Genomic DNA, 13248 nt, shown 5'->3' with positions numbered 1-13248 from the left:
AATTTTGTCACCTTGATGGCGGCGTGTGATTCAAAAATGTAATTTTAATCAGGGCGGTGCCTTTTGGTAATATGTTTAATTTCAGGATGTTATATGCGGTTCTGGTTTTTTTGATCGTTGGCATGAAATTTGGATACACAGGAGTATATAGAAAACGGGCTTTGAGCCTTTAAGGGTAATTTTCATAATGTATAAAAAAGGAGAGAGAAGATGAGTAAAATCGCGAGGAAGTTGTTGGCCGGGGTTGCCGCCACAGGGGTATGTTTTTCCATGCTTTCCGGCATGGCTTTTGCCGAGGAAGACCAGATCACGACGAACCTGACTGTCGGTGCTTACAGCCAGTATATCTGGCGGGGATTTGAGTACAGCAAGGACAGCGTTGTGGTGCAGCCGGCCATGACCTTGGGATATAAAGGCTTTTCCGCAAACCTGTGGGGAAATTATGACACCGATCCGTATGTCGATGATACTCACAAGTGGACTGAAACCGACGTGACCTTGGCCTATGGTTGGGAGATGGGTCCCATGGCTTATTCCGTGGGCTATATTTACTATGCTAATGATTCGGCGAAGGATTCGCAGGAATTTTTCGCAAGCGCCGCGCTGAACACTCTTTTGAAGCCGACTCTGACCGTATACCGTGACACTGATTACTATCCGGGCTGGTACACGACCCTGGGAATCTCCCATTCCTTCCCGGTGCAGGGTGACATCACTCTGGATCTGGGTGCCCAGGTGAGCTACCTCAAGGCGAGTGAGGCCTCACCTTATAAAGAGGCCGATGGCAGCAAGTACAGCAATTTCCATGACGGGGTGTTGTCTGTGGGCCTTACCGTGCCGGTGAACAAAAATATCACCGTCGCTCCGAAGCTCAGTTATACCTTCGCCTTGAGCAATGATGCCCAGGATCTCATGAAGGCAAACAGCAAGAATGGGAATGACGACAGCTTCGTCTACGGCGGTGTTGCCGTGAGTATGGCGTTCTAACAGGGTTTCCCCCATCTTTTCCCCTGTTTGGCCCGTCTGTCTCGCCCCCTCCCTGGCTGAGACAGACGGGCTTTTTTTATGGAAAAAAGCATTGCGCAACCGTTATATTTTGATAAATATAACGCTATGAAAAACAACACATCGCAAGACAAGGGGAAAGCCGGCCTCAAATGGCGGGGGCGGCTTTGGCTCGAAGGGGAGGAGGGCACCTTTCTCGGCTATGGCCGGGTGGTCTTACTGGAGCGGATCAGGGAGCACGGTTCCCTTGCCCAGGCGGCTCGTTCCATGGAGATGTCCTACAAGCATGCCTGGGATCTTCTCGACTCCATGAACCGCCAGGCCGGGTGCAAGCTGGTGGAGACCTCCCGGGGCGGCAAGAGCGGCGGCGGGGCCAAACTTACGCCTACGGGCGAGAGGGCAATCGCCGTTTTTTGGCAGTACCATGCGCAGTTTCAAGATGTTTTGCAGAAAATGACCGCAAAGCTGGGGGAGGTGCTGTGTGATGCCGGGTGCGGGGACCCTGGCGCGGAACTGTAGTTCACGGTGTTTTATTCTTTATTGCACAGGAGCCTTGCCATGTTTTTAAGAACCTTACTCTGTCTGTTCATCGCGGTCCCTTCAATGTTTTGCTCACCAAGCCCTGCCCGCGCGGAAACCGAGCTGCTCGTCTCCGCCGCAGCCAGCCTGACCGAGTCCTTCAAGGAGATCGGCAAATCGTTTATGGCGAAAAATCCAGGGGTGAAGGTTAATTTCAATTTCGCTGCCACCGGACCGTTGTTGCAGCAAATCGCCCAGGGAGCACCGGCAGACGTCTTTGCCTCTGCCGACCAGGAGAGCATGGACAAGGCGGAAAAGGGTGGGTTCATTGTGACGGGGAGCAGAATCAATTTCGTGGGGAATTCCTTGGTGCTCATCGCCCCGGTGAATATGCCGGTGGTTACAGGGCTTGCTGAGCTGAAATCAGGCCGGGTGCAAAAGATCGCCATGGGTAATCCTGAGTCGGTGCCGGTCGGCAGATATACCAAGGCTGCCCTGGAAAAGCAGGGGTTATGGGAACCGTTGGCGCCCAAATGCGTCATGGGTATCTCGGTAAAACAGGCGCTCGAATATGTGATGCGGGGTGAGGTGGAGGCTGGTTTTGTCTATGCCACGGATGCCGCGGCAGCAAAAGACAGAGTGCGGGTTGTGGCTGAAATCCCCACCGATAAACCCATTGTCTATCCTGTGGCCGTTGTGGCGGGGAGTGCGAACAAGGAGAAGGGGCAGGCCTTTATCCTCTATCTGCGGAGCCCCGAGGCGCAGGGTATTTTGGCGAAATACGGCTTTAAAAGGCCATAGCCGGCTGTTCACTGAAGGAAGCGATCATGCCCGACCTGACTCCTCTCTGGCTTACTTTACGGATTGCCGCTTGCGCGACTGTGATCGCCTTTGGTTTTGCCGTGGCTTTCGCCTGGCTCACCGCCCGCTTCACTTTTTGGGGCCGGGATTTTCTTGACGCTATTTTGACCCTGCCCCTGGTCATGCCGCCTACGGTCCTGGGCTATTACCTCATCGTGGTCTGGGGCAGAAACGGCTGGCTGGGCGCTTGGCTCCATGCCCATTTCGGCATCAGCCTGATGTTTACCTGGCAGGGGGCGGTGCTGGCCGCGACGGTGGTCTCCTTTCCCCTGTTGTTCAAGTCCGCCCGGGCCGCCTTTGAAGGGGTCTCCACCGAGTACGAACAGGCCGCCCGTATCTTGGGCGACAACGAGCTGCGGGTGTTTTTCCGCATTACCCTGCCCCTGGCCGCGCGGGGGCTGCTGGCCGGAACCATGCTCGCCTTTGCCAGGGCCATGGGGGATTTCGGCGCCACCCTGATGGTGGCGGGCAATATCGAGGGCAAGACCCAGACCGCGGCCATGGCGGTGTTCGATGCGGTACAGGCCGGGGACTATACGTTGGCCAATACCCTGGTGGCCATCATGTCGGTGGTCTGCGTCACTATTCTCGTCATGACCAACAAGCTGGCAAACAGAGGGAGGGCAGGGCGATGAGGCTTGAGGTGGATATCCGGAAAACCCTGCAGTCCGGCGACCGGCGTTTTGCGCTGGAGGCGGCTTTCTCCTCGCATGATGATCTCACCGTGATCTTCGGCGCTTCGGGCTCGGGCAAGAGCCTCACCATCCAGGCCATTGCCGGGCTGGTTGCCCCTGAGCAGGGCAGGGTTGTGGTGGGCGGAGAGATTCTTTTTGATTCTCACGTGGGCGTCAATCTCCCGGCACGCAAGCGGGGGGTGGGGTATCTGTTTCAGGACTATGCCCTGTTTCCCCATCTCACGGTGCGGGAAAATATCGGCTACCCCCTGAAAAAGGGTTGGCGCTTCAACCTGTTCCCCGACGACCGGCAGGAGGTGGCGGAGATCATGGCCTCCTTTGAGATCACCCATCTGGCCGAAAGCTATCCGGCGGAGCTGTCCGGGGGGCAGAAGCAGCGGGTGGCCCTGGCCAGGGCCATGATCAAGAAGCCCTCCATCCTGTTGCTGGACGAGCCCTTTTCCGCCCTGGATTCCATGCTCCGTCATCGGATGCGCATGGAGTTGCTGGAGATCAGGCAACGGTTCGGGGTGCCCCTGGTTGTCATCACCCATGATCCGGCGGATGTGGAGGTGTTCGGCGACACCCTGGTCGTCTTTGCCGATGGCAGGGTGGAAGAGGTCAGCAGCAGAAAGGAGTTTGCCGCGCCGGAGGACGACGACGGCTGGCGGACAAAGGTCTGCCAGCGGGCGCAGTGGAAAAAAGAAGGCCTGGCGGCGCGTGGATTGGCCACCGCATCAGTCAGGTGAGGTGACGGTCATGGAGCAGGTACGCGGTTTGGTGGACAGCACCCTGCGCGAGGGCAGCCAGACGGTGGGGGTTGCCTTCACCCTGGAGCAGAAGGTGGCCCTTGCCCGGTATCTTGCACGGGTCGGGATCGAAGAGGTGGAGGTGGGGGTCGCCTCGCCGCTGGATAAAGAACTTCCCGCCTTGGTCGCCCGCTGTCGCGAAGAGGCCGGGGTGAAGCGGCTGTCCCTCTGGTGCCGCTGCCGCAAGGAGGACATCGCCTGCGCTCTTGGCCTGGCCCCGGAGGTGCTCTCCCTTTCCGTGCCGGTTTCTGATCTCCATATCACCACTAAGCTGAACCTGGGGCGTGCAGCGGTGGTGGAGATGGTGGCCAAGGCGGTCTCCAGGGCGGGGGCGGCGGTGGAGTATGTTTCCCTCGGGCTGGAGGATGCGACCAGGGCAGAGCCCGCCTTCCTACGCGAGATCGTCAGCGTTGCCTGTGAAAACGGAGTGAATCGTATCCGGATCGCCGACACGGTGGGCGTGGCCACCCCTGGCACCATTGGTGCCCTGGTCCGCGATCTGCGGAGCAATTTTGCGGTGGAGATCGGGGTGCACATGCACAACGACTTCGGCATGGCCACGGCCAATGCCATTGCTGCTTTGGAGGCAGGCGCCCATTGGGCCGACGTCACCGTCCTGGGGTTGGGAGAGCGGGCCGGGAACAGCCGGTTGGAAGAGGTGGCCGGTTATCTGGCCCTGCAAGGAACAAGGCCCTATGCGACCACTCTGTTTCCAGGCCTGGCCCGTTTGGCCGCCGACTGCTCGGGCCGGAATATCGAACCCCATCAGCCGGTAATCGGCGCGGGGATCTTTGCCTGCGAAACCGGCCTGCATCTGGCCGGGATCGCCAAGGATCCTCGGACCTACGAGCCCTACGAACCGAAGCTGGTTGGGGCTGAAAGGCAATTGTCGTATGGGGCCAAGGTGGGCAGGCAGGGCGTGGCCGAGCGGTTGCGGCAGTTGGGTGTGCAGGTCCAGGAGGCGCAGCTGGCCCGGCTGGCCGATTCCTTTCGGAGCCAGTGCCTGGCCCTGGGCAGGCCGCTTCATGATCTGGAAGTGCGTCGGTTGGTGGCCGAATATAGTTCTTGATCCCAGTGCCTCCCTGCCCGTACAGTGGAAAAAAAGTGGAGAAAGCATCATGACGCAAGAGAACATCTTTTCACTGCTGGCCAGGTCCGGTCCCTTCGCCACCGGAGACAGGCCGCCATCCCTGGCCTCGTTTTCCACGGAAGCGCGGCTTTTTGCCAAGGGGCTGGCCGAGGCTGGCATGGCCACCCGTTACCGGATTCTGCGCAACCAGATCTTCGAGTTTCTCGATGTCCGAACCTTCGCCGGAATCCAGGCGATCATCAACGATCCCGCCCGGCGGAAGCTGGCTAACGAGCGGGCCTACCGGCTGCTGGGCAACATGTTCGGCATCGAGGGCAACGCCCGGGAGGTGATCCTGCGGGTCAACACCTATTCCCGGACCGCCGACGGGGTGATCAACTATCTCAAGGCCAAGGTGCTGGCCAACTACGCCTCCTACATCGAGATGACCAACGAGATCGACTCCTGCAAGAGCCCGGTGGATCTGCTGCTCATCCTCTTTGACGACCGCTACCACAAAAAAGCGCGCTTCGAGGCCAAGCGCAAGCTGATCCTCATGAATCTGGCCGGCTCCATCGATCAGCGGGAACGGGAAACCGAGGTGGAGGGCAAGTTCGGCCAGTTTCTCGACTTTTTGAACGAATACGTCTGGAGCAAGAAAAGCAGAATCGGCGAGCTGGAGATTGTTTATCTTCTGAGCGACCACGACCCGGATACTTTTGCCTGCACCAAGGTTGAGGTCGTCAGCCGGGAGCAGGCCCGCGGAGTGGAAAGAAAGGCCAACCAGAAGCTCACCTTGATCAAGCGCCGCCGCTTCCAGGCCAATGGGGCCGAGGTGCCGATCTATGTCTCCATCCGCAAGAAGCAGTCCGAGGCCAAGGTGCTCAAGCTCCTGCGCAAGGGCGAGGAGAATCCGGCCGTGGCGGTGGACGATGAGCTGGGCCTCATGGGCGTGGTGGACTCGGTGGCCGAGGTCAAGGCCTTCCAGAAACACCTGACCCAGAGCGCCACCCGAGCCGGGTCGCTGATGACCCTGGAGGAGGTGAGCGACACCCTTTCCGGCGGTGGGCATCACAGCGGCAGCATCGGCAGCTCCGCCAAGACCCAGATGTTCAAGTTCTTCGCCCGCATGGGCGGCATGCGCGTGGAATTCATCGTCCACACCAACCGCTCGTACCTCAATTATATCTATGAGCGGGAGGTTTCCCACGACGAGTACGAGGTGAAGCGGATTTTCGACTCCGGGGTGGCGGAATTGCTGTTCCCGCAGGACATCTACGAGATCGACATCGCCGAGAAGAAGGAGGCGGTGCTCCGTTGGTTCAGGAAACGGATTGAGGAGTTTTGAGGAGAGGTATGCTATTATGATCTTCATAAGATGTTATGATAAATTGGTGCGAAGAGGCAACTGTCTAAAAATAAATGGATTAATGATTATCAGGGAAAGGTGAAAATGCGAAGGGATGTTATATGGACAGTAACCTAGGTTTCCGCATCTTCAGCGGATTCGTCTATTTTGATAGACGGCCTCCTGAAATCGCTAAGAGGGGGGAGATAACCATGCTGCTGGCTAGTAGGCCATGATGAATAAAGAGCACCCTCTGCCGCCCATCGAGAAGTTGCGCTGCTCAGTTGATGAGACTGCGAGGCGCCTTAGTGGCGTCTTCACCACCTACCTGCTTGCGGGCATCTACATTGCTGTTGCTATCGCTACTACCACCGATAAACAATTGCTTCTGGAAACCAAGCTGCAATTGCCGCTACTAACCGTTGAGTTGCCCGTCCGAAGTTTTTACATCTTTGTTCCGTTCGCACTATTAGTGCTCCATCTTTATTTGTTACTTAATATATATTTCCTGTCGATTAAGCAGGCGGCCTTCGAAGAAGCGCTACAAACATTACAAGACAAATCGGAGCAGAATTGGCAAAGAGGCTTACTGCTGCCGCTTGCTATCAGTCCTTTGTCGATTCAAGCGGAAAGATCGCTTGTCATTCGATCGGTATTACGTCTAATCATATGGGTAACCGTCATTGCCGCGCCGCCGGTCTTGCTGGAGTTCATACAATTGCGGTTTTTGCCCTACCACAGCGTGCCGATAACCTGGTGGCACAGGGCGATATTTTTGTTGGATTTAGCGGTGCTCTGGGTAATTTGGAGAATCATTCTCAACTGTCGGCCGAAAAAGCATGAGTCTAGATCATCGCGGACATCAAAGATTCTATGTCGCTTAAGGGTGGCAGCCATGTGCCTAATGATCATGACGTCTTGCCTGTTCTCGTTGGTCGTTGCAACCGTCCCCGGAGAGTCCTTGGATCGGCCCGCAAGATTCCTTGATCGGCTCAAGGATCAGCTGCACCGGAATCTAATAGTTAGGAGCACGACTCTGGTGGAAGAGGCGCCACCACCACAGCTTGTGGCCGTTTACATTCAACAAGGGAAAACAGTCGATGACGCATGGCTTGACCACGCCAAAGGCATCACACTTCAGGAACGCGACTTGCGCGGTGCTGACTTCAGTTATTCAAGCTTTTACAATGCTGACCTTAAAGGCGTAAGATTGGATTCTGCCACATTAGCGAGCAGCAATTTTCAGGGTGCAAATTTAAGTAGAGTGAAAAAACAGAGCGGAGGCTTCGTTCCCAGTAGCCTTCGAGGTGCAAATCTGTTTGATGCCGATCTGCAAGGTGCCAACCTCATGTACGCCGAGCTACAAGGTGCAGATTTAAGTGCGGCTAAGCTGCAAGGTGTAAATTTGTACATGGCCAACCTACAGGCGGTCAAAACGCCTGCGGTAACAACGCTCGGGAAAGCATTGGCTGGTGTCGATCTGCGGGGGGCGTCCTTGTTCGGTGTTAAACTACAAGCAGCAGATCTGCCGGGGGCCAACTTACAGGGGGTAGACCTGCGTACAGCGCAACTTCAGGGAGCAAATTTAGAGGAGGCCAACCTAAAAGGTGCCTTCCTCGCTTACGCGGAGTTTCGAGGTGCGAACCTTAAAGCAGCAATCCTAGATATCTGCGATTTGAGCAACGTGCAAGTTGGTCCCCTAACAGCAGGAGATGCGGACAACATTAGGAAGCAGCTCGCAGGGGCGCTCAGTGATTCCACGCTTGAGAGCGCATTGAGCTCCATACCTTTGCAAGGCAAGCCAACTAAGCTTGACTTGCCGGAAAAGTTGCGGGTAAGGGGCGCATTTTATGGTAAGGATTTCGCCAAAGTTGCGGCCATCCCCGGTCCTGTGCCAGTAGATCAATACTTGCAGGGGGTTGAATCTTTTCTGGTAAAACTTGCATGCAGTAGCCGTCCTATTGGGCAAGCTTTGGCTTATAGAACCGGCTTTCTTCTGAGAGATAATGACGAATTTGCCCCCGTACTTGCGCATGCGTTGTTGCAAGCAGAGTCAAAAGGCGAATGTGCCATCTTAAAAGATATCAAAAAAGACTACCACGAGCTTCTAGACAAGGCAGGAAAGATTAAAGATTAAAGTTAGAAAAACGAAGTAGGCGTTCAAGGAAATATACTTACGCTGCACGGATGCTCGAATCACGCGGGAATTTCCCATGCCACGAAGCTCGGCTATGCCTTTAGAGACAGTGACTATTGAAAAGTGCTGCCCAATAAGTCACTCTAGCGGACGCGGAATAACACTCATCTGATTTCAAGCGTTAGCCTTTTCCCGGTGGTGCCTGAGATTCGGACCTGATCCATTAGCCAGTGTGGCCAATGTCGTCCAGTCTTGGCTGCTTCGAATTTCAGTTGCGCCCTCCTTTGGCGCCGCCTCCCCCTTGACAGCTTTCCGGAAAAACGGTAAGTCCTTTCAGTATGTTATGGGTTTCTTGATCTCAAACCGCCGTTTTCTGCCTGAACTGGGGAGTGAATGACCACAAAACCTGAATCCGCCGGGCAATCGGCAGCTTCCACCCAACGCCTGCTTCGGGCTATTCCTAAGGTTGATGAATTTTTAGGCTGGCTGGACCCGCCTACCGATGCGCCTGCTTCGCTGGTGAAAAGCTCGGTGCGCCAACTGCTGGAGTCTCTCCGGCAGGAGATTCTCAAGGGTGCGCCCATCAAGCCCGGTGATCTGACCCAGGTCGCGCTGCTTCCCCGCCTATATAAACTCCTTGCCGCCCGACTCCGACCCAACTTCCGTACCGTGATCAACGGCACCGGCGTGGTGGTGCATACCAACCTTGGCCGGTCCCTGTTGCCCGAGGCGGTCATGGAAAGCCTGCTGGCCGTGGGCAGCCGCTATTCCAACTTGGAGCTTGATCTGGCCACGGGCAAGCGGGGCAGCCGGTACAGCCTGGTGGAGGAGATCCTCTGCGAGCTGACCGGGGGTGAGGCTGCCCTGGTGGTCAACAACAATGCCGCCGCGGTGATGCTGGTGCTGGACACCCTGGCCAAGGGGCGCGAGGTCATCGTCTCCCGGGGTCAGCTGGTGGAGATCGGCGGCTCCTTCCGGATTCCCGAGGTGATGAGCCGCACCGGGGCCAAGCTGGTGGAGGTGGGCGCCACCAACCGCACCCATCTCCGTGACTATGAGGCCGCGATTACCGAAGAAACCGCACTGCTCCTCAAGGTGCACACCAGCAATTACCGGATCATCGGCTTTACCTCCGAGGTCCCGCTGGCGGAGCTGGTCACGCTGGCCGGACGCCACAACCTGCCGGTCATGGAGGATCTGGGCAGCGGCTGTCTGATCGACCTTTCCCGCTTCGGCCTGGCCAAAGAGCCCACCGTAGGCGAGGTGGTCCGGGCCGGGGTCGATGTGGTGACCTTCAGCGGCGACAAGCTGCTGGGCGGCCCCCAGGCCGGGCTTATCGTGGGCAAGAAAGAGATCATCGAGCAGATCAAGGCCAACCCCATGAACCGGGCGCTGCGTATCGACAAGTTCACCCTGGCCGGGCTGGAGGCGGTGTTGCGTCTCTACTTTGACGAGGAAAAGGCCATCGCTGCCATCCCCACCCTGGCCATGCTGGCCATGCCCCTGGCTGCCATCGACCGGAAGGCCAAGCGGCTGCGCCGGTTGATCGGCAAGCCGCTTGGATCGGTCTGCCGGGTGGAACTCAAGAATATTACCTCCATGGTGGGCGGCGGTTCCCTGCCGGAACAACCCCTGCCCAGCCGGGGTGTGGCCCTGGCCCCCCTGGACCGGAGCGTCAATGAGCTGGAAAAGGGGTTGCGGGCGTTGTCCCTGCCGGTGCTCGGCCGCATCGAGGATGACCGGCTGCTCCTTGATATGCGCACCGTGGCGGACAAGGAAGTGCCCATGCTGGCCAACTGTCTGAAAGAAGTTTTTGAGGATAAGAAACGATGACCATCCCTTTGCTGTTTGAGGCCGGGCCTCTGACCCCTGCCGATCTTCGCCGGTTTTCCACGCTGTTCACCAAGACGGCTTTTGATTTTTTTCCCTGTGAGACCGCCAAGCTGGTGCCTCTGGGCGACGAGGAGGGCAAGCCGCCTGCGGAGCTTAAGGATGCGCTCAAGCAGATCCGCGACAACCATCTGCCCGTGGTCGAGGCAGAGCAGCAGGAGCTGCTGCTGCCCATCTGGGGCGGGGAAACGCTCTGCGGGCTACTGGTGGTGCAAGGCGGTGAGGCCCAGCTCTACGGGATGCCGACGGTCTGGCTCGACGAGCAGAGCCATATCATCTCCAGGGAATTTTATCTGCTCAAGCAGAGCTGCCAGGACCCGGCCACCGGGCTGGTGAACGGCTTTCATCTGCGGGGGGAGCTTGAGGCCCTTGGTCAGGAGGAGGACGCAGCCCTGTCGCCCCAAGTCCCGGCCACCCTTGCCCTGCTGGAGGTCTACCCGCGCACCCGTGACGCGGACCGGAGCCTGCGCTACATCGTGCGGGCCGGAAGCTGTCTTGCCTCTATGATCGGGGAGGACATGCATCTGCACCACCTCGGCGCCGGGATCTTCGGTCTGCTCTGGTATGGGGCGGATATGGAGCAGGCCCGTCAGTTGGGCGAATCGCTGCTGCTGAGGCTCAAGCGGGAAAATTTTGTCACCGCCCATCTCGGCATCACCACGGTGACGCCCCACGATCCCGAGGAGAGCGGCGCTCCGGAACAACTTCTGGAGCAGGCCTGGCAGGCCCTGCGCACCGCCCGCTTGCGGGGGCCTTTCAGTCTCTGCGGCCATGTAACGGCCCAGGATATAGAGTCCCACCCCTTTCGCAAGACCCCGGAATCGGCGCTGCGAAAATTGCGAGCCCTGTATCGCGGCAAAAGCCGATTATCCCTGGTCCTGCTCCGCATGGACCAGGAGCCGGCCAGCAACCATTTTTCCAAACGACTCAGGACATTGCTTGGCCAGGAGAAGGGGCTGGTGCTGGTCAATCAGCGGGAGGCGTTTCTCTTCCTCGACGGGCTTGATGGCAAGGCGGCCCGCGCCTGGCTCAAGGATTTTCGAGGCAAGATGGAGGGTATCGGCGGCAGCTCCTTTTCCATGGGGGTGGCCACCTTTCCCTATCATGAGTTCAAGAAATCGGACCTGCCCCTGAACTGCCGCAAGGCCTTGCAGCACGCAGCCTTTTTCGGCCCGGATTCGCTGGCTGTCTTCGACGCGGTGAGCCTCAATATCAGCGGGGATGTCTATTATAACGAGGGCGATCTGGTCAAGGCCCTTGGGGAATACCGGCAAGGTCTGCTCCTTGAGCCGGGTAATGTGAACATCCTCAACAGCATGGGGGTTGCCAACATCCAGCTCAATCGACTCAAGGCGGCCCGGGCCTGTTTTGTGAAGGCGCTGGGGGTTGAACCAAAGAGTTTCATGGCCCTGTTCAATCTGGGCTTTATCTGTCTCGACGACAATCAGGCTGCCGAGGCTCTGGCGCTCTGGGAAAGGGCGCTGGCCGTGGACCGCGATCATCCCGACCTCTTGCAGCATCTTGGCATGCTCTATTGTCGGCAGGGCAGATACGGTGAAGCCCGTGAGGTCTTGGAGCGTTGCGACAAGTTGATCAAAAAGAATCCCCAGCAGGGCGGAGAGCCCATGGTGGTGGCGCGCTGGCTGGGTCGGGCCTGTGAGGCCTTGGGGGAGAACGGCCTGGCCATTGCCGCCTATCAGCGGGCGGTCAGCGGCAACCCCAGGGATGCCGGTTCGTTGAGCAGGCTTGGCAGGCTCTATGCCCTGGAAAAACAGGGCCAGGATATCGCCCTGGCCCTGTGCGGGCAGGCGGTTGAACTGGATGGGGGCAAGGCTGCCCATTGGTATCGGTTTGGCCAGGTGCAGGCCTTGACCCAGGACCAGGAGGGGGCAAGGCAGTCCCTGGTGGAGTGTCTCCGTCTTGATCCGCGCCAGGCGGAAGCCGCGCTGTTGCTGGGCAGGATTTTTGAGCAACAGGGAAAACCCGGCCAGGCGAGAAGGCTCTATGCCAAGATATTGCGGTATTCCCCGGGGTTTGCCCCGGCCCAGGCGGCACTGGCAGCTCTTTCCTGATTGCGCTTCCGAGACTTTTTGTGCGATCATCTTTACTGAACTGTAAGCGATTGCAGGGTGCCACAGATGCACGAAAGAGGGGTGCGAAGTGTGCTATTGCACATGAGCAGCCCGATGACAAAGCAGATGTGGTGCCCTGTGATCGCTTTCGAGGAGACTGGATATGAGGTTGACTAAGGCCGGGGTCGTTGACGAACGGCAGCAGTATTCGCTGGATAATTTCCAGGTGGGTGATTCCTGGCGGTTGTTTCGGATCCTCAGTGAGTTTGTCGAGGGCTTTGACACCCTGGCCAACATCGGCCGGCCGGCGGTGTCGATCTTCGGCTCCGCCAGAACCGGCCAGGACGACCGTTACTACAAGCTGGCCGAGCAGATCGCCTTTGATCTGGCCACTGCCGGCTACGGGATCATCACCGGCGGCGGACCGGGGATCATGGCGGCGGCCAACAAGGGTGCGGCCATTGCCGAAGGCCTGTCCATCGGGCTTAACATCAATCTGCCCTATGAGCAGGAGCCCAATCCCTTTACCAACGTCCCCATGAACTTCAAGTATTTCTTTGTCCGCAAGGTGATGTTTGTCAAATATTCCATGGCCTTTATCGGCATGCCCGGAGGCTTTGGCACCTTGGATGAGCTGTTCGAGTCGTTGACCCTGATCCAGACCAAGAGGGTGAAACGTTTTCCGGTTATTCTGGTGGGTTCTGATTTCTGGGGCGGCCTGGTGGATTGGATCAAGGAGAGGATGTTGGCCGAGCGGTACATCGTGGAAGACGATTTGCTCTACTTCCAGGTCATGGACGACCCGGCGGAGGTGGTGAAGTATATCAAGCGGACCGTGGTGTTGTAGCGCGGTTGCTGCTTGCG

Annotated in this window: 11 protein-coding genes; all 11 read left to right on the top strand. The window is 57.9% G+C overall.

Going from position 1 to position 13248, the window contains the following annotated elements:
* Positions 1–210 precede the first annotated feature (210 nt).
* The 11 genes from ACZ46D_RS09220 to ACZ46D_RS09170 all read left to right on the top strand — a co-directional run bounded on the left by ACZ46D_RS09220 (position 211) and on the right by ACZ46D_RS09170 (position 13231).
* Positions 211–987: a TorF family putative porin gene (locus ACZ46D_RS09220; RefSeq protein WP_464927144.1), complete on the top strand. Its 777-nt coding sequence runs from the start codon at positions 211–213 to the stop codon at positions 985–987.
* A gap of 126 nt (positions 988–1113) precedes the next feature.
* The gene (locus tag ACZ46D_RS09215) at positions 1114–1524 is read left to right on the top strand and encodes a winged helix-turn-helix domain-containing protein (RefSeq protein ID WP_464927143.1); all 411 of its coding nucleotides are present in this window, start codon (positions 1114–1116) and stop codon (positions 1522–1524) included.
* Between the two features lie 39 nt (positions 1525–1563).
* A complete protein-coding gene (gene modA, locus ACZ46D_RS09210; protein WP_464927142.1) occupies positions 1564–2325 on the top strand; it encodes a molybdate ABC transporter substrate-binding protein in 762 nt (253 codons plus the stop codon).
* Between the two features lie 26 nt (positions 2326–2351).
* Positions 2352–3020, top strand: coding sequence for a molybdate ABC transporter permease subunit (gene modB / locus ACZ46D_RS09205; protein ID WP_464927141.1), 669 nt, complete (start codon positions 2352–2354; stop codon positions 3018–3020).
* Entirely contained in the window at positions 3017–3808 is a 792-nt protein-coding gene (locus ACZ46D_RS09200; RefSeq protein ID WP_464927140.1) for an ATP-binding cassette domain-containing protein, read from the top strand. The genes modB and ACZ46D_RS09200 overlap by 4 nt, the downstream gene beginning before the upstream one ends.
* 10 nt (positions 3809–3818) lie before the next feature.
* Complete coding sequence (locus ACZ46D_RS09195; RefSeq protein WP_464927139.1) at positions 3819–4937, top strand: LeuA family protein; 1119 nt, start codon at positions 3819–3821, stop codon at positions 4935–4937.
* A 49-nt stretch (positions 4938–4986) separates the two neighbouring features.
* Positions 4987–6285: a hypothetical protein gene (locus ACZ46D_RS09190; protein WP_464927138.1), complete on the top strand. Its 1299-nt coding sequence runs from the start codon at positions 4987–4989 to the stop codon at positions 6283–6285.
* A 232-nt stretch (positions 6286–6517) separates the two neighbouring features.
* On the top strand, positions 6518–8422 hold the full coding sequence (locus ACZ46D_RS09185) for a pentapeptide repeat-containing protein (RefSeq protein WP_464927137.1): 1905 nt from the start codon (positions 6518–6520) through the stop codon (positions 8420–8422).
* Between the two features lie 393 nt (positions 8423–8815).
* On the top strand, positions 8816–10255 hold the full coding sequence (selA, locus tag ACZ46D_RS09180) for an L-seryl-tRNA(Sec) selenium transferase (RefSeq protein ID WP_464927136.1): 1440 nt from the start codon (positions 8816–8818) through the stop codon (positions 10253–10255).
* On the top strand, positions 10252–12384 hold the full coding sequence (locus tag ACZ46D_RS09175) for a tetratricopeptide repeat-containing diguanylate cyclase (RefSeq protein WP_464927135.1): 2133 nt from the start codon (positions 10252–10254) through the stop codon (positions 12382–12384). Before selA ends, ACZ46D_RS09175 begins: the two co-directional genes overlap by 4 nt.
* A 163-nt stretch (positions 12385–12547) precedes the next feature.
* Positions 12548–13231 carry an LOG family protein gene (locus ACZ46D_RS09170; protein ID WP_464927134.1) on the top strand — a complete coding sequence of 228 codons (684 nt, stop codon included), beginning with the start codon at positions 12548–12550 and terminating at the stop codon, positions 13229–13231.
* Positions 13232–13248 lie beyond the last annotated feature (17 nt).

This window comes from Thiovibrio sp. Mzg5 (genome assembly GCF_055379285.1).
Note: the sequence above shows the minus strand (reverse complement) of the source record. Positions and strands in the feature narration are given on the sequence as shown.